This is a genomic window from Mesorhizobium sp. L-8-10, assembly GCF_016756635.1.
Lineage (GTDB): Bacteria > Pseudomonadota > Alphaproteobacteria > Rhizobiales > Rhizobiaceae.
On the sequence record NZ_AP023263.1, the window covers coordinates 5,140,992 to 5,158,547 of the forward strand.

The 17,556-nt window shown below is 64.6% G+C and carries 14 protein-coding genes and 1 tRNA gene; 5 read left to right on the forward strand and 10 right to left on the reverse strand.

Annotation, left to right across the window (positions count from 1 at the left end; genetic code table 11):
• Positions 1–4: 4 nt before the first annotated feature.
• Positions 5–631, reverse strand: coding sequence for an invasion associated locus B family protein (locus JN280_RS23830; RefSeq protein WP_202305906.1), 627 nt, complete (start codon positions 629–631; stop codon positions 5–7).
• 228 nt (positions 632–859) lie between these two features.
• On the opposite strand from JN280_RS23830, the gene JN280_RS23835 reads away from it, so the two are divergent.
• Positions 860–2,665: an extracellular solute-binding protein gene (locus JN280_RS23835; RefSeq protein WP_202305907.1), complete on the forward strand. Its 1,806-nt coding sequence runs from the start codon at positions 860–862 to the stop codon at positions 2,663–2,665.
• 24 nt (positions 2,666–2,689) lie between these two features.
• Positions 2,690–3,367 (forward strand): DsbA family oxidoreductase, encoded by a 678-nt coding sequence (locus tag JN280_RS23840; protein WP_202305908.1) that lies wholly within the window; start codon positions 2,690–2,692, stop codon positions 3,365–3,367.
• Positions 3,368–3,381: 14 nt separating this feature from the next.
• Here the strand turns inward: JN280_RS23840 and JN280_RS23845 are convergent, their stop codons facing one another.
• The gene (locus tag JN280_RS23845; protein ID WP_202305909.1) at positions 3,382–3,636 is read right to left on the reverse strand and encodes a DUF2798 domain-containing protein; all 255 of its coding nucleotides are present in this window, start codon (positions 3,634–3,636) and stop codon (positions 3,382–3,384) included.
• Positions 3,637–3,773: 137 nt separating this feature from the next.
• On the opposite strand from JN280_RS23845, the gene JN280_RS23850 reads away from it, so the two are divergent.
• Complete coding sequence (locus JN280_RS23850; RefSeq protein ID WP_202305910.1) at positions 3,774–4,670, forward strand: LysR family transcriptional regulator; 897 nt, start codon at positions 3,774–3,776, stop codon at positions 4,668–4,670.
• Positions 4,671–4,677: 7 nt separating this feature from the next.
• Here the strand turns inward: JN280_RS23850 and mfd are convergent, their stop codons facing one another.
• Positions 4,678–8,178, reverse strand: a complete 3,501-nt coding sequence (gene mfd / locus JN280_RS23855; protein WP_202305912.1) for a transcription-repair coupling factor — start codon at positions 8,176–8,178, stop codon at positions 4,678–4,680.
• A 25-nt stretch (positions 8,179–8,203) separates the two neighbouring features.
• A complete protein-coding gene (locus tag JN280_RS23860) occupies positions 8,204–8,491 on the reverse strand; it encodes an FAD assembly factor SdhE (RefSeq protein WP_202305914.1) in 288 nt (95 codons plus the stop codon).
• Between the two features lie 165 nt (positions 8,492–8,656).
• Between JN280_RS23860 and recG the strand changes: the two genes are divergently transcribed.
• Positions 8,657–10,765, forward strand: coding sequence for an ATP-dependent DNA helicase RecG (gene recG, locus JN280_RS23865; RefSeq protein ID WP_202305915.1), 2,109 nt, complete (start codon positions 8,657–8,659; stop codon positions 10,763–10,765).
• Here recG and JN280_RS23870 read toward each other — a convergent pair.
• The 6 genes from JN280_RS23870 to JN280_RS23895 form a co-directional block, all read right to left on the reverse strand.
• On the reverse strand, positions 10,717–11,475 hold the full coding sequence (locus JN280_RS23870; protein WP_202305916.1) for a DUF502 domain-containing protein: 759 nt from the start codon (positions 11,473–11,475) through the stop codon (positions 10,717–10,719). The two genes, recG and JN280_RS23870, sit on opposite strands and share 49 nt — an antisense overlap.
• 98 nt (positions 11,476–11,573) lie before the next feature.
• Positions 11,574–13,397: a glutamine--fructose-6-phosphate transaminase (isomerizing) gene (glmS, locus tag JN280_RS23875; RefSeq protein WP_202305917.1), complete on the reverse strand. Its 1,824-nt coding sequence runs from the start codon at positions 13,395–13,397 to the stop codon at positions 11,574–11,576.
• A 163-nt stretch (positions 13,398–13,560) separates the two neighbouring features.
• Positions 13,561–14,928 carry a bifunctional UDP-N-acetylglucosamine diphosphorylase/glucosamine-1-phosphate N-acetyltransferase GlmU gene (gene glmU, locus JN280_RS23880; RefSeq protein WP_202305918.1) on the reverse strand — a complete coding sequence of 456 codons (1,368 nt, stop codon included), beginning with the start codon at positions 14,926–14,928 and terminating at the stop codon, positions 13,561–13,563.
• A gap of 151 nt (positions 14,929–15,079) precedes the next feature.
• On the reverse strand, positions 15,080–15,826 hold the full coding sequence (locus tag JN280_RS23885) for a cytochrome c biogenesis CcdA family protein (RefSeq protein WP_202305919.1): 747 nt from the start codon (positions 15,824–15,826) through the stop codon (positions 15,080–15,082).
• Between the two features lie 142 nt (positions 15,827–15,968).
• Positions 15,969–16,044, reverse strand: a tRNA-Lys gene (locus tag JN280_RS23890).
• Positions 16,045–16,196: 152 nt separating this feature from the next.
• Positions 16,197–16,772 (reverse strand): NUDIX domain-containing protein, encoded by a 576-nt coding sequence (locus JN280_RS23895; protein ID WP_202305920.1) that lies wholly within the window; start codon positions 16,770–16,772, stop codon positions 16,197–16,199.
• Between the two features lie 165 nt (positions 16,773–16,937).
• On the opposite strand from JN280_RS23895, the gene JN280_RS23900 reads away from it, so the two are divergent.
• Positions 16,938–17,522 (forward strand): BA14K family protein, encoded by a 585-nt coding sequence (locus JN280_RS23900; protein ID WP_202305921.1) that lies wholly within the window; start codon positions 16,938–16,940, stop codon positions 17,520–17,522.
• The last annotated feature ends 34 nt before the right edge of the window (positions 17,523–17,556 follow it).

Here is a 17,556-nt window from a genome sequence, read left to right on the forward strand (position 1 = left end):
CTCCTTAGTTCCCCGCTTTCGCCTTGTCCTGCTCTTCCTTGAGCTTCTTAGCGAAGTCCTCGTTGTTCTTGGTCACGAACTCCTGCAGCTTCTTCTGGCGGTCCTCGATGTCGGACTGCTGCATGGGCGGGCCGTCGTAGACGCCGGTGAAGCCCTGAAGGCTGACCTTGATCGGGTTAGGCTGATTCTGGAAGTTGACCGAGGTGAGGGTCAGCTCGGAGCCCTTCTTGAAGGAGTTGACGAGCTGGTCGGAAAGCTGCGTCTCGGCCACGCAACGGTCGGGAAAGCAGATCACATAGTCGAGCTTCTGCGTCTTGCCGCCGTCGATCTGCAGGCCGATGCCCGGGGGCACCATGCGTCCGCTCGGCACGGAGACCTGGAAGACCTTGCGGTTCACCTTGCCCTTGAGCTCGATCAGGCTGATGCCGGTGATCATCTGACCCGTGTCGGCGACGACGATGTTCTGCACGTTGCAGATATCGACGTCTTCCTGCTTGGAACAGGCCTTGAACCAGCCCTGAGGGATCTGCGGCTGCTGCGCCGCGGCCGGAACAAGGCCAGCGGCCAGAACGCCGGCCGCAGCGGCAGCCATGACGGAAAGACGGGAAGCGTTTATCGTCACGCTCGTCATATTGATCGAATCCTCTCATATGTCGCCAGACCCGGCGCCCGAGTCGGTTGGCCGCTTGGTGTTGCCCAAATGAGGCAACAGAATGACTGTCGGGGGCGTGTTACACCGCGTCGTCTGTCAAATCCAGCCCGGATTGCCGCAAATCCCGCATCCTTTCCGATGTTTGCGGCGGGCGTGATAGGGTGGCAGCGAATCACGCGCGCGAGACGGAAACCAGGAGCCACCACGATGCGGCGATCGCTTTCGGCTGTTCTAGCCGGACTCCTTTGCCTGGCCGGGGCCTTCGGACCGGCGGTCGCCGAACCGAAGCATGCGATCGCCATGCATGGCGAGCCGGCGCTGCCCGCCGACTTCAAGCATTTCCCCTACGTCAATCCGGATGCTCCCAAGGGCGGAAGGATCGACTATGCCTGGTCGGGCACCTTCGACAGCATCAACCCCTTCATCGTCCAGGGCAGTGCGGCCCGCGGCACGCTCGACCTCGTGTTCGGCTACAACGTCTTCGACAGCCTGATGCAGCGCTCCAGCGACGAGCCGTTCACCCTCTATCCGCTACTGGCCAAGACCGTCGAGACCGACGACGACAGAACCTTCGTCGAGTTCACGCTCGACGAGCGGGCGCGATTTTCCGACGGACAGCCGGTCACCCCGGAGGACGTGATCTTCACCATCGAACTCCTGCGCGACAAGGGTCATCCGCGCTACGCCGTGACCGCCAAGAAGATCGGCAAGATGGAGAAGGTCGGAGAACGCGGCTTGCGCATCACCTTCAGGCAGCCCGACCGCGAACTGCCCCTGATCTTGGGGTTGATGCCGATCCTGCCGAAGCAGGCCACCGATGCGGAGCGTTTCGACAAGTCGACGCTGAAGCCGATGATCGGCAGCGGCCCCTACCGGCTGGAATCGGTGCGCCCGGGAGACAGCATCACGCTGCGGCGCAACCCGGACTATTGGGCGAAGGACATCCCTTCAAAAGTCGGCTTCGACAATTACGACGAGATCCGGCTGACCTATTTCCGCGACGAGAACGCGATGTTCGAGGCCTTCAAGAAGGGCCTCGTCGATGTCTTCATCGACGGAAGCAGCGGGCGCTGGAAGCACGACTACGACTTCGCTGCCGTGAAGCGCGGCGATGTGGTGCAGGAGACGTTCAAGACGCAGCTCGCCTCGGGAATGTTCGGTTTCGTCATGAACAGCCGGCGTCCGCAGTTCCAAGATCGCGCCTTGCGCGAGGCGCTGGTATCGCTGTTCGACTTCGAATGGGCGAACCGTAGCCTTCTGTCCAGCGCCTATACACGCACCAAGAGCTTCTATGACAATTCCGAGCTTTCATCCTTCGAGCGCCCGGCGAGCGAGGCGGAAAAGGCCCTGCTGGCCCCCTTCCCTGATGCGGTGACTCCCGAGGTCATGGCAAACGGCTGGCGACCGCCGGCTTCGGACGGCAGTGGGCGTGACCGCGACTTCCTGAGGGTCGGCTTCGACAAGCTCAAGGCCGCCGGCTACACCATCGAGGACGGCCGCATGGTCGACAAGAACGGCGCGCCGCTCGCCTTCGAGGTCATGCTGAAGGGCCAGGACAGCCAGCAACTCGCCATGGCCTGGCAGCAGACGCTTGCCAGGCTCGGCATCGACGTCACCATCCGCTCGGTCGACGCCGCGCAGTATCAGCAGCGCCTCAATCAGTTCGATTTCGACGTCATCGCTTTCGCCTATCCCTCGTCGCTGTCGCCCGGCGTCGAGCAGGTGGCACGCTGGGGATCGGCCGCACGCGACCAGCAAGGCACGTGGAATTTCGCCGGGGCCGCCAATCCGGCTGCCGATGCGCTGATCGATACGCTGCTGAAGGCACGCGACCGCGATTCCTTCATCCAGGCCGTGCGCGCCTATGACCGCGTCCTGATGAGCGGGTCCTATGTGGTCCCGCTCTATTTCCTGCCCGAACAATGGGTGGCGCGGTGGAGCCGTATCAAACATCCGGAAAAGACGCCTATATATGGCTATCAGCTGCCGACCTGGTGGCGCGAGGAAAAGTAGTCATCCTTTCGTATGGAGCAGCCGATGAGCGCCAAGCAATCCATAACGGTCGACGTCGTGTCCGACGTCGTCTGCCCCTGGTGCTTCATTGGACAGAAGCGCCTCGACAAGGCGGCTGCCGCCCTGTCCGACATCGATGTCGACATACGCTGGCGGCCCTACCAGCTCGATCCGACGATCCCGCCCGAGGGCAAGGACCGCCGACAATACATGATCGACAAGTTCGGCAGCGAGGAGCGCATCCGGCAGATCCATGAAAGGATCGAGGGGCTCGGAGCCGTCGAGGGGATCGATTTCGCATTCGACGCCATCAAGGTCGCGCCCAATACGCTGGACGCGCATCGCGTCATACGCTGGTCCGGACCTGCCGGTCCCGATATCCAGAACCGCCTCGTGCGCCGCCTGTTCCAGCTCAATTTCGAGCAAGGCGCCAATGTCGGCGACCATGCCGTGCTGATCAACGCCGCGCGCGAAGCGGGCATGGACGCATCCGTCGTCGAGTCCCTCTTGCCGACGGATGCCGATGTCGAGGCCGTGCGCGCCGAGATCGCAACCGCCTCGCGCATGGGCATAACCGGTGTGCCGTGCTTCCTGCTGGAAAGCAAATATGCCGTCATGGGCGCCCAGGAGGTCGAGACGATCGCCGATGCCATCCGCCAGGTCGCCGCGGCCAAGGCGCGTGGCGAACTCGACGCAAGCTGACGGCGTACCCGATATCAGCGCGAGTTTTCCACCCGCGGCGGTGCGACCAGCGCGCCGGCAAGTCGTCTGGCGATCGGCAGCGCTATCTGCAGGCTCGGAAACGCGACGACCCAGGAAAACGCCCAGGACGGTGGCCAGGACGCCACGAAGTCCGCGCTCAAACCTTTGTGGACCAGGGTCATCACCGCGGAAATGATGCCCGACATGATGATGGAGAGGACAAAGGACAGAGCGAGGCCGAAATGCCTGTGCGGGAGTCTCGGGAGCATGATGTGACGGTTCCAACGATTTGATCGGAAGGTTGAGCGGCGCGAACCTCGCCGCCGCGCTTATCATCTAGATCGTCCCCGGGGTTGTGATAATATCCATCATCTGAAACAGATTCTCACGGAATTCGAGAGAATTAATGGATCGCATCCACGATCTCGAGGCATTCATCGAAACGGTCGAGCAAGGCAGCCTCACGGGCGCGGCCCGCAAGCTGGGGCGTTCCCTTCAGTCAATAAGCCGCTCGCTGATGGCGCTTGAGCAGAGCCTTGGCTTGGAACTCCTTCAGCGCACGACGCGCAGGTCCAGGACCACCGACGCGGGTCAGGCCTTCTTCGAACGGGTCCGGCCGGCTGTCGCAGAGCTTCTCGACGCGCGGGACGCCGCAGCAAGCCTGCGCTCGTCGCCGACCGGATGCCTGAGGGTCAGTGCGCCGACCCTGTTCGGGCCGGCATTCGTGATGCCGATCCTGAGCAAATTCATAGATTTGTTTCCGGACGTTGATGCCGAACTCCAGCTATCGGATCGGATCGAGAACTTCACCGAAGGTGAAATCGATCTCGCCATCCGCGCCGGCGAGTTGCCGGATTCCGACCTCAAAGCGATACGACTGGGCGCCCTGCGCAGGGTTTTCTTCAGCTCCCCGCAATACCTCGCCGCGCACGGAACGCCGAGCCATCCGAAGGAGCTCGCCGACCATGCCTGCGTGACGCGGGTTGTCGACGGCAGGACGGCCAGCTGGTCCTATCGGGCCGAGGGCAAGTCCAGGGAGATCAAGGTAGCCGGGCGGCTGAGGAGCAACAACTCGACGGCTCTTTATGCGGCGGTGCTGGCCGGGGCGGGCATCAGCTATGCGCCGCTCTTCCAGATCCGCGATCTGGTCGAGGCCGGGCGGCTCAAAGTGATCCTGGCCGAGTACGAGACCGCCCCGGCTCCCCTGCACGCCGTGTGGCCTAATATGCGACGGCCCCCGGCGAAAACCCGGGCGTTTCTCGACTTGCTCATCGAGGAAGTGCCGCGGCTCCGGCTCGAATAGCGCTTGGTCACGCCGCCGCTTTGTCTGCCAATCTGGCGAGCTGGGTCATGACCACGGCGGAACCTGCGAGGCGCTTTTCAGCGTTCGGCCAATCCCGGATGAAGACCACGCTCTGGTCGGGCCGGATCCTGGCCAGCGAACCCTGCTCGCCTATGAAACGCACAAGCCCGGCCGGGTCGGCGAATTCCTTCTTGCGGAACTGGACGACCACGCCCTTGGGGCCCGCATCGAGCTTTTCGACGTTGGCCTTGCGGCAAAGCGCCTTGATGAAGACGATCTTCAGCAGGTGCTGCACTTCCTCCGGCATCGGCCCGAAGCGGTCGATCAATTCGGCGCCGAAGGCGTCGATCTCCTCCGTCGTTTCGATATCGCCGAGCCGCCGGTAGAGAGCCAGTCGCAATTGCAGGTCCGGCACATAGCTTTCGGGGATCATGACCGCGGTGCCGATGGTTATCTGAGGCGACCAGCTGCCGTCGCTCACCTCGCCGGTGCCGCGGATCTCGGCGACGGCCTCTTCGAGCATCTGTTGGTAGAGCTCGAAGCCGACCTCCTTGATGTGGCCCGACTGTTCCTCGCCGAGAAGATTGCCGGCGCCGCGTATGTCGAGGTCATGGCTGGCGAGCTGGAAGCCTGCGCCCAGCGTGTCGAGCGACTGCAGCACCTTGAGCCGCCGGTCGGCATTGGCCGTCAGCGTGCGGTTGGCGGGCAATGTGAACAAGGCATAGGCGCGCACCTTGGAACGCCCCACCCGGCCGCGAAGCTGGTAGAGCTGGGCGAGGCCGAACATGTCAGCACGATGCACGATCAAGGTGTTGGCGGTCGGGATGTCGAGACCTGATTCCACGATCGTGGTCGACAGGAGCACATCGTACTGGCCGTCGTAGAAGGCATTCATGATGTCGTCGAGCTCGCCGGCCGCCATCTGGCCGTGAGCCACGGCGACCTTCAGCTCGGGCACCGATTCGCGAAGGAAATCATGGATTTCCGACAGGTCCGAAATGCGCGGCACGACGTAGAAGGAGTGGCCTCCCCGGTAACGTTCGCGCAGCAGGGTTTCGCGGATGACGAGCGGATCGAAAGGCGAGATGAAGGTGCGCACCGCCATGCGGTCGACCGGCGGCGTGGTGATGAGCGACAGCTCGCGCACACCGGTGAGCGCAAGCTGCAATGTGCGCGGGATGGGCGTCGCCGAAAGCGTGAGCACATGCACGTCACTCTTCAGCTCCTTCAGCCGCTCCTTGTGCTTGACCCCGAAATGCTGCTCCTCGTCGATGATGAGCAGACCGAGGTTCTTGAAGCCGATCGCAGAGCCGAGCAGAGCATGCGTGCCCACCACGATGTCCACGGTGCCGTCGGCGATGCCTTTCTTGGTCTCGGCCAGTTCCTTCGAGCCGACCAGCCGTGAAGCCTGCCTGACCGTGATCGGCAGGCCCGAGAAACGTTGGGAGAATGTCTTGAAATGCTGACGCGCCAGAAGCGTGGTCGGCACCACGACCGCGACCTGGAAGCCTTCCATCGCCGCCAGGAAGGCCGCCCGCAGCGCGACCTCCGTCTTGCCGAAGCCAACGTCGCCGCAGATCAGCCGGTCCATGGGTTTGCCGAGCGACAGGTCGTCGACGACGGCGTCGATCGCCGTTTGCTGGTCGTCGGTCTCCTCATAGGAGAAGCGGGCGGCGAATTCGCCATAGAGCCCGTCGGGAGGCATCATGACGGGCGCCTCGCGCATCTGGCGCTCGGCGGCCAGCCGAATGAGAGCGCCGGCCATCTCGAGCAGGCGCCGCTTCAGGCGTGCCTTGCGCGATTGCCAGGCGCCACCGCCCAGCTTGTCGAGCGTCGCCTCGGCCGATTCCGAACCGTAGCGCGACAGGAGTTCGATGTTCTCGACCGGCAGGAACAGCCGGTCGTCGCCGGCATAATGCAGTTCCAGGCAGTCATGCGGCGCGCCGGCGGCCTCGATCGTGCGCAACCCGATGAACCGGCCGATGCCGTGATCGGCATGCACGACGATGTCGCCGGAAGACAGCGCTGCGACCTCGGCGATAAAATCGGACGCGCGCTTGCGCTTCTTCGACCGCCTGACCAGGCGATCGCCGAGAATATCCTGCTCGGCGACGACGACCAGCCTTTCCGTCTCGAATCCGGCTTCCAGCGGCAGCACCGCGAGCCCCGCCTGTCCCGCCTCCAGCCGGGCGACTTCGTCGAGGGTGGAGACGCGCTTCAGGTTGCCGAGGTGGTGCTCGGCGAGAATCTGTGCGAGACGGTCGAGCGAACCCTCGGTCCAGCCGGCGACGACGACCTTGCGTCCCTGCGCGCGCACGCCGCCGATATGGCTGACAACCGAGTCGAAGACATTGGCCGAGGGATCGGTTCGCTCCTGCTCGAAGCTGCGGCCTGCCCTGGCGCCGGCGTGACGGACGTAGCTGGACGGCAGATCGGGCGCGTCGAAGGGCGTGAATTCCCCTGCGACCTTGTCCGCGATCGCGCCGGTCACCTCATCGGGCGTCAGATAGAGCAGCGCAGGCGCAGCCGGCTTGTAGGGCACGGCGTCCTTCAGGGCGCCGTCCGCCTGCCGCTTACGGGCCTCGTAGTGGTCGAGAATGAGTTCGTGCCGCTCGCTCAGCGCCTCGCGCGCGAGATGGTCGAACACGACGGGAGCTTCCGGCAGGTAGTCGAACAGGGTCGCGAGCTTGTCGTAGAAGAAGGGCAGCCAGTGTTCCATGCCGGCGAAACGACGGCTTTCGCTGACGGCGGCATAGAGTCCGTCGTCGCGCGACGGAGCGCCGAAGGCTTCAATGTAGTTGCGGCGGAAGCGGCTGACCGTCTCGGGCGTCAGCGCCACCTCGCTCATGCCCTGCAACTGGAACGATTTGCGCTGACCGGTGGTGCGCTGGGTCGCCACGTCGAAGGCGCGGATCGATTCCAGCGTGTCGCCGAAGAAGTCGAGCCGCAGCGGCTCCGGCGAACCCGGCGCGAAAAGGTCGAGAATGCCGCCGCGTACGGCGAATTCGCCTACGTCGCGGACAGTGGGCACCCGTTCGAAGCCGGATGTCTCGAGCCGTCCGATCAGCACTTTCATGTCGATCTGGTTGCCCGGCTTGGCGCGCAAGGTCTGCGCCTCGATGATCCCGGGCGGCGGAATGCGCTGGAGCACGGCATTGGCGGTGGTCAGGATCACGGCGCGGTGCGACGTCCTGGCCAGCGCGATCATCGCGGCGAGCGCATCGAGGCGTCGCGCGGCGGCGTCGGAGCCGGGCGATACGCGGTCGTAGGGCAGACAATCCCAGGCCGGGAGCTCCAGGAGCGGCAGATCGGGTGCGGCGAAGGCCAGCGCCTCCATGATCGAAGGCAGACGCTGACCGTCCCGGGCGACGAAGATCAGCGGCCGATCCCTGGCGATCTCGCCGGACAGCGCCGCGAGCGCGAAAGCCTCGTAGCCGTCCGCCACGCCGTCGATCGTGACGAAGCTGCCGGTGTCGGGACGGATGGCGATTTTTTCGATCAGGGACATGGTTGGTCAGAAGGTCTCGGGTCGGTCAAAAAGTCATGGCTTGGCGGAACGCGAGGACACGCCGCAGGATCGGACTGTCCTGGTCGGCGGGGATCGGCCGTTCGCCGGTGATCCAGGGGAGGAGCTTGGTGTCTGGAATGTCGAGGAGCCCCTCATATTGGTCGATTTCGATCTCGGTCAAGGCGCCGATCTCGGCATCGGCGAATGTGCCCAGGATCAGGTCCATCTCGCGCATGCCGCGGTGCCAGGACCGGAAGAGAAGCTTGCGCCGCCGTGCATCGAGGCCCTCGCTGGATCGTGTCGTTCCGGTCATGGTGGATGGTCCTTTCGCCGAGCGCGGCATATAGCGTGGATAGAACTGCCTGTCAGCCTTGCAACGGCCTCGGTCGGGCTTAACATCTGCGGCGATGCGTGACCCGAACCTCCTCTCCCGCCGGCCCGACGGGCCATGGTGCTTGCGCCTGCCGGTGCATCGCTGATGCGTCCTTCGCTGCTCGATCCGCTTTTTGCACCGATCACCGCGCTCGACGGCGTCGGTCCCAAGGTCGCCGGGCTGATCGAGAAGGTGGTCGCGACCGACATAAGCGATCGCGGTGCCCGTGTCGGGGATCTCCTCTTCGTGCTGCCGCATTCGGTGATCGATCGGCGGAACCGGCCGGGCATCGCCTATGCCGCCGAGGGCGCCATCGTCACGCTGGAATTGCGGGTCGACCGCCATCAGCCGCCGCCGCGCGGCAACAGATCGGTGCCCTATCGGGTCTACGCCCATGACGACACTGGCGAGATTGCGCTGACCTTCTTCCATGCCCATACCGAGTGGCTGGCGAAGGCGCTGCCCGAAGGCGAGCAGGTGGTCGTCAGCGGACGGATGGAATGGTTCAACGGCCGCCCTTCAATGGTCCATCCCGACCATATCGCCAGGGCCGGCGACGCTGAAGGGTTGCCGCTGGTGGAGCCCGTCTATCCGCTGACGGCCGGGCTTTCGGTCAAGGTGTTGCGGCGTGCCGTCGGCCAGGGGCTGTCGCGCCTGCCGCAACTGCCGGAGTGGCTGGACGCCGACATCGCGCGCCGCCAGAGCTTCCCGACCTTCCACGACGCCCTGGATCGAATTCATCATCCGGCCGATCCGATCGACCTGTCGCCGGACAGTGTGGCATGGCGGCGGCTCGCCTATGACGAGTTCCTCGCCGGCCAGCTTTCCCTGGCCTTGGTCCGCAACCGCGTGCGCCGGCTCTCGGGACGGCCCCTTTCCGGCGACGGCAGCATCGTCGAAAGGGTGCGGGCCGCCCTGCCCTACAGGCTGACCGGCTCGCAGGAGACCGCGATCGCGGAGATCCACGCCGACCTGGCCGAGCCGGAGCGCATGATCCGCCTGCTTCAGGGCGATGTCGGTTCCGGCAAGACGGTGGTGGCGCTGCTGGCGATGGCGCGCGCCGTCGAAGCGGGCGGCCAGGCCGCGTTGATGGCGCCGACGGAGATTCTTGCCCGCCAGCATCTTGCCTCGCTGGCGCCGCTCGCTGAGCGTGCCGGCATTCGCATCGCCATCCTGACGGGGCGGGAGAAGGGCCGCGAGCGGACCGATACGCTGAAAGGGCTGGCCGACGGGTCGATTGATATCGTGGTGGGCACGCACGCGCTGTTCCAGGAGCCCGTCGTCTATCACGATCTCGTGCTGGCGATCGTTGACGAACAGCACCGATTCGGCGTGCATCAGCGGCTTGCCATCACCGCCAAGGGCGACGCTCCCGACATGCTGGTGATGACGGCGACGCCAATTCCACGCACTTTGGTGCTGACGGCGTTCGGCGACATGGATGTCTCGCGCCTGACGGAAAAACCGGCAGGCCGCCTTCCGATCCGAACCGTCACCTTGCCGCTCGAGCGGCTCGACGAGCTCATCGTCCGCATGCGCGACGCGATCCGCGACGGCCAGAAGGTTTACTGGATCTGCCCGCTGGTCGAGGAGTCCGACGAGATCGAGCTGATGTCCGCCGAGGACCGTTTCGCCATGCTGAAGCCGGCCTTCGGCGGCAATGTCGGCCTTGTCCACGGGCGCATGAAGGGAGCGGAGAAGGACGAGGCGATGCGCGTCTTCAAGGATGGAGAGACGCGCATCCTGGTTGCGACGACCGTCATCGAGGTGGGTGTCGACGTTCCCGATGCCACGATCATCGTGATCGAACATGCCGAGCGATTTGGGCTCGCCCAGTTGCATCAGCTGCGCGGCCGTGTCGGACGCGGCTCCAAACCGTCGACCTGCGTGCTGCTTTACAAGTCTCCGCTCGGCCAGACCGCCAAGCGCCGCCTTTCCGTCATGCGCGAGACCGAAAACGGGTTCGTCATCTCAGAGGAGGATCTGAAGCTGCGCGGCGAAGGCGAGCTCCTGGGCACGCGACAATCGGGCACCCCGGGTTTCCAGGTGGCGCGGATCGAGCACCACGCCGACCTCCTGGAGACAGCGCGCGACGATGCGCGCCAGTTCCTCGCCGAGGATCCCGAGCTTCAGTCCGAACGCGGCGCGGCCCTGCGACTGCTTCTCTATCTCTTTGGCCGCGACGAAGCGGTGCGGCTCCTGCGCGCAGGGTGACTTGGCCTCGGGAAAACCTGACGGCCCTCTTTCGCTAAGGCTTCGTCCGCCAGCGCCCTCGTCGTGGCCTCGTATTCGGGACCGACCAGCCCGGCCGATATCAGCAGCTTTGCAGCATCCTCGACGCTCATCTCGAGCGGAATGAGATCCTTCTCGGGCACATAGAGCAGATAGCCCGTGGTGACGTTGGGCGTGATGGGCCGGAATACCGCCACCGTCCTGCCCTCGCGAGGTTCCAGGGCGGCGTGGATCTCGTTGTCCTCGTGGGATGCGATGAAGACGATAGACCAGGCCCCCTTGCGCGGATATTCGAACAGCGCAACCTTGTTGAACAGATCCGCCCGATTGGCGAGCACCGTTTCGAAGATCTGCTTGAGCCCGCTGTAAAGGGTCCGCACCAACGGCATGCGATTGAGCAGCCTCTCGCCGAAGGACACGATCGACCGGCCGATGATATTGGCGGTAAGGAAACCGATTAGGGTGATCAGTACCAGCGCGACGAGCAGGCCGAAACCGGGCACTGCGAAGGGCAGATAGTTGTCGGGGTTGTAGCTCGACGGGATGTAGGGTTTCACCCACGAATCGACCCAGCCGATCAGGCTCCATACGAGATAGGCGGTGATCGCGAGCGGTGCGCAGACGACCACCCCTGTGAGGAAATAATTCCTCAGCCTTGTCATGCCGGAAAGCGACTTCGAGGGATCGGACATGGACTGCGCGGCGTTGGCGGACCCGCGCTATATAGGCGGGTTGCGGGCGACGCGGCAAGCCGTCGCTGCCTCCCCCGTGGCGCGAAAGCCGGCTGCGGCTATTCGACCGTGACCGACTTGGCGAGATTGCGCGGCTGATCCACGTCGGTACCCATGAAGACGGCCGTGAAATAGGCGAGCATCTGCACGGGCAGCGCATAGATCATCGGCGTGATGAACTCCGGCACGTCGGGAAGAACGATCGTTTCCATGGTCTTGATCGACGCCCGCTCGGCGCCCGCGCGGTCGGTGATCAGGATGATCCTGCCGCCGCGCGCAGCCACTTCCTGCATATTGGACACCGTCTTGTCGTAAATGCGGTCATGCGGCGCGATGACGATCACGGGCATGGACTCGTCGATGAGCGCAATCGGCCCGTGCTTCAGTTCGCCCGCAGCATAACCCTCGGCATGGATATAGGAGATCTCCTTGAGCTTCAGCGCGCCTTCCATGGCCAGGGGGTAGTTGGTGTCGCGGCCGAGATAGAGAACATGATCGACCTTCGCGAGTTCGCGCGCCACCTTCTCGATCTGCTCCTCGAGCTTCAGCACCTGGCTGGCGAAGCGCGGCGCCTCGGAGAGCTGCCGGATCAGTGCCTTTTCCTGCTCCGCCGAGACCGTGCCGCGCGCCACGCCGGCACGGACCGCAAGCGAGGCCATGACCGAGAGCTGGCATGTGAAGGCCTTTGTCGAGGCGACGCCGATCTCCGGCCCGGCGAGCGTGGGGAATATGACGTCGGATTCGCGCGCGATGGTGGATTCGCGGACATTGACGACCGCGGCGATCGGAACGCCTTCCTTGCGGCAGTAACGCAGTGAGGCGAGCGTGTCGGCCGTCTCGCCCGACTGAGACACGAACAGCGCGGCGCTCTTCCTGGATAGCGGCATCTCGCGGTAGCGGAATTCCGAGGCGATATCGATGTCGACCGGGAGGCGTGCGTAGCGCTCGAACCAGTATTTCCCGATCAGCCCAGCCAGATAGGCCGTGCCGCAGGCGGAGACCGCCAGGCGATCGAGCGACCCGAAATCGAACGGCAGATCGAGCGGCCGCGACGTGCCTTGCGTGAAGTCGATATAGTGGGCAAGCGTGTGGGAGATCACTTCCGGCTGCTCGTGGATCTCCTTCTCCATGAAGTGCCGGTGGTTGCCCTTGTCGACCATGAAGCTGGTGCCGATCGACTGCTGGCGCGGGCGCTCGACCGGCGCGCCACCCATGTCGTAGATCTGGACGCGATCCCGGCGCACGACAGCCCAGTCGCCATCCTCGAGATAGGTGATCGAGTTGGTGAACGGGGCGAGCGCGATCGCGTCGGATCCGAGGAACATCTCGCCATCGCCGTGGCCGACCGCCAGCGGCGGACCGTTGCGGGCGCCGACGATCAGGTCTTCGTCGCCTCGGAACATGATGGCAAGCGCGAAGGCGCCTTCCAAGCGTTTCAGGGCTTTGTAGGCCGCGTCGACGGGCGGTGTGTCGCGCTTCAGTTCACGCGAGATCAGGTGCGCCACGACTTCGGTGTCGGTCTGCGTGGCGAACTCGTAGCCGTCGCGCTTCAATTCCTCGCGCAGCTCGGCGAAGTTCTCGATGATCCCGTTGTGGACGATCGCCACGCCATCGCCAAAATGCGGATGGGCATTGGTCTCGTTGGGCACGCCGTGCGTAGCCCAGCGTGTGTGCCCGATGCCGATGGTGCCGTCGAGGGGCTCAGTCTTCAGCCGGCGTTCCAGATTGATCAGCTTGCCTTCGGCGCGCCGCCGCGCCAACTCGCCACGCTCGATCGTGGCGACGCCGGCGGAGTCGTAGCCGCGATACTCGAGTCGCTTCAGCGCATCGACGATAAGGGCGGCAACCGGCTCACGGCCGACGATCCCGACGATCCCGCACATTCTAGCACCCCCAGATGGACACCGCCCTGCGCGACATCGCAGGCAATTCAGCCGTCATTTAGGCCCGATCCGGGCCCGGTGAAAGTCACATATCGTGTCGTACCCATCGGCCATTGGGATGTCCATGGCAGCCGATCGGGTCATGAATGTCCGCTTCGGTCCGTCAGTCGGACTTGGCTATGGAGGCCGCGGCGGCCGCCGCCTGCTGCTCCCGCAACTGCTTTCCCCTGCCGGGCAGGGTCGCCTGGCGCGCTCGGCCGAAGGCCAGGGCGTCCTGCGGCACCTCCGACGTTATGACGCTGCCCGACGCGACATAGGCACCGTCGCCTATGCGAACCGGCGCGACCAGCGACGAGTTCGAGCCGATGAAGGCGCCGGCGCCGATCTCGGTGACGAATTTGTTGTAGCCGTCATAGTTGCAGGTGATCGTCCCGGCCCCAATATTGGCCTTTGCGCCGACGAAGGCGTCGCCGATATAGGTCAGGTGGTTGACCTTGGCGCCGGCGTCGATGACCGCCTTCTTGACCTCGCAGAAATTCCCGACCTTGGCCTTTTCCCTGAGGTCGGCGCCCGGGCGCAGCCGCGCATACGGGCCCACCTGGCAGCCTTCGGCGACCGCCGCCCCCTCCAGGTGCGAGAAGGCATGGATCACAGCGTTGGCGGCAACTGTGACGCCGGGACCAAACATGACATTGGGCTCGATGACGGTGTCGGCGCCGATCGTCGTATCGAAGGAAAAGAAGACGGTTTCGGGCGCGATGAGCGTCACCCCATCGAGCATCGCCTGACGACGACGGATCTTCTGCCAGATCGCCTCCGCCTCGGCGAGCTCGACCCGGTTGTTGATCCCCAGCACATTCTCGAACGGCGCTTCCGTTGCCACGGCCCGCAGCCCGGAGGCTTGCGCGATCTCGACGATGTCAGTGAGATAATATTCGCCCTTGGCGTTGGCATTGCCGACGGCGTCGAGCAGGCGCAGGACATCGCGACCCGCGATCGCCATCAGGCCGGCATTGCAGAAGGCGATCTCGCGCTCCTCGTCCGAGCAGTCTCGCTCCTCGCGAATCGCGAGCAGCGTGCCGTCCTTCTCGATTAGTCGCCCATATCCCGTCGGATTGGGTGGCCTGAAGCCGATCACGGCAACGGCGGCACCTTCGGCGAGCCTCTGGCGGGCCGTGCGCAGCGCCTCGTCGCTGACCAGCGGCGTGTCACCGAACAGCACCAGGATGTCGTCATAGCCACGCTCGATGGCTGCCCTGGCCGCCAGCACGGCATGCGCTGTTCCAAGCCTTTCCGCCTGCACGAAGGCTTCGGCTTCGGGCGCGAAAGGCGTTACCGCCTTCCTGACCGCCTCCGCGCCGCGACCTGCCACGATCGCTATATCGCCCGCGCCCGCCGCCCGGGCGGCCCGCACCACATGCGCCACCATCGGCAGGCCCGCGATCGGATGCAGCACCTTCGGCAAGGCGCTCTTCATGCGTGTGCCTTCGCCCGCGGCGAGGATGATCGAGAGGCAGGTTCTTTCGGTCATGACGGCTGTCGTCCGGCTGGGGGAAAGAGGCAGATGGAAACCGAGCCCATGCTGCCTCATTGCGGTTAAATTTCGGTCATGGCGGGTATAGCGGCAGTTCGATCGTTCGTCATCTCAGCCGGATGGGCGATTTCGATCTTGCTCCCGCCGCTCAGCCGAGGCGCCCCAGCGCCGGGAAGGTCTCCAGCAGCCAATAGGAGAACTGGGTCATGCCGCCGGTGACGAAAAGCACGCCGGCGATCACGAGCAGGCCGCCGATCACCTTCTCGACGCGGCCGAGATGCACGCGGAACCTGCCCAGGAAGCGCATGAACGCGCCGGAAAAAACGGCCGCGACAAGGAAGGGGATGCCGAGCCCGAGCGAGTAGGCGGCAAGGAGCAATGCGCCCTCGCCGACGGTCTCGCGCCCGCCGGCGAGCGTGAGGATGGGTCCGAGCACCGGACCGATGCAGGGCGTCCAGCCGAAGGCGAAGGCGAGGCCCATGACATAGGCGGCGACCATGCTCGCCGGCTTGCCCCTGGCCTGGAACCGCGCCTCGCGGGACAGCAGCGGGATGCGGATCAACCCGAGGAAGTTCAGGCCCATCAGGATGATGAGGATTCCGGCGGCCATCGCCAGCGGCTCCTGCCAGACCCGCAGCAGCCGGCCGATCGTCGAGGCGCCGGCACCCAGAGCAACGAAGACGGTGGAGAAGCCGAGCACGAAGGCGACCGACGAGACGATCAGCGCCTTCTTGACATGGGTGGATTCGGAGACGGCCTTCTGCTCGCGGAAGTCGTCGACCGACACGCCGGCCATATAGCAGAGATAGGGCGGCACCAAGGGCAGCACGCAAGGCGACAGGAAGGAGAGTGCCCCCGCCCCTACAGCGCTCAGATAGCCTACATCGATCGCCATTCGCCCACCATCCCTTGCCGGAGCCGATCTCCGGGCAGTTCCGCGGGCAGCATATAGACGGGAGGGCTACAGGGCTCCAATCACCATTGCGTGGCAAAGGGTCGCGAGTCGAAAACCTGAACCTGATTGTCGGATTTATTGGTGGTGAGCGCACTGGGACTCGAACCCAGGACCTACTGATTAAAAGTCAGTTGCTCTACCGGCTGAGCTATGCGCTCCCGAAGGGCGTCGCCCGCCCCGGAAATTGCGGCGGACCATAGGGAGAGAGGTTCTTTCGGTCAACCGGAAAAACACGGCTGTTCACCGCCGATCGATCGGCTGCGCAACGCCGGCCGCAGGTCGGACGGAAAAGGCGTGGCGGCCCGGGCCTTCAGCGATGGCCTTCGAGCTTCAGGTGCTGGATGAGCATGATCGTCTTGACGTCGATGATGCGCCCGTCGCGCGTCGCAGCCAGCGCTTCGTCTAGCGGCATCTCGATCACCTCGATGTCCTCGCCCTCATCGCGATGACCGCCGCCGTCGGAGACACGGTCGGCCGGTGCGTAGTCAGCCGTGAAGAATGACAGCCGTTCGGTGAGGCTGCCGGGGCTCGTATAGGCCGTATAGAGATGCCTGACGTCGCGGAGCCGGTAGCCGAGTTCCTCCTCGGCTTCGCGCCGGATCGCCGTTTCGGGGTCGTCCGCATCCAGCAATCCTGCACAGGCTTCGATCAGCGGGTCGGGGTGGCCGGTGACATAGGCCGGATAGCGGAACTGTCTGATGAGGAGCACGGTGTCGCGCCCGGGATCGTACGGCAGAATCACCGCGCCATCGCCCCGATCGAAGGTCAGCCGCGTCTGCGTTTCCCAAGCGCCGTCCCGCCGACGGTAGTCGAATACCGACTTCTTCAGCACGGCCCAGTCGTCGGCGAGCACTTCGACGGATTTGATCCGAACTCTTTCCTGCATTAGAATCCTCCACGCGTTCCCCGGCCGACTAAGCCCGATCGCTATCGCTTTGCAATAGTGGCCGAAGATCCTCGGTGAGCCGTGAGCGTGCGCGGCGATTGCGGAACCAATGCCCGGTCGGCGCGTTTCGCGTTCCGATATCTGGCTTTTACGGGGAGAACCGTGATGAGGAAGCTGTTGTCTGGCCTGTGCGCCTCCTTGTTGGCGGCATCCTTCGCGCTTTCGAGCGCCGTGCCGCTCAATGCCGCGCCGGCTTTCGCTCCTAAAAACCCAGCCGCAGTGATAGGCGGGCAGCAGGGCGACATACAGTACGTCAGGGACCGCCGCGGCGGCAGAAACTATGGCGGCCGCTGGGCCGGACGTGGTCCGTGGGGCGGAACCGACATGCCCTACTACAATCGCGGCCGCGGCGGGCCCCGCTATGACGGCTGGCGCGGCAGAGGATGGCGTGGCGATCGCTATTGGCGCGGCGGCGGCGGTCGAAACTGGGCCTACTACAATGGCTATCGCGGTTACCGCTACTACAGGCCTGGCTATCGCTACTACAACGACTATTGGTTCCCGGGCGCGGCCTTTATCGCCGGCGCACTGATCACGGGCGCGATCGCCAATTCCGGGCCGCGCTACTACAGCGGCGGTGGAAGCGCGCATGAGCGCTGGTGCTACAACCGTTACCGCTCATATCGCGCCTGGGACAATACCTTCCAGCCTTACAACGGTCCGCGCCGCCAGTGCATATCGCCCTATTGACGGGTGATCGGCGGTCGATGCCCGTGTGAGCAAG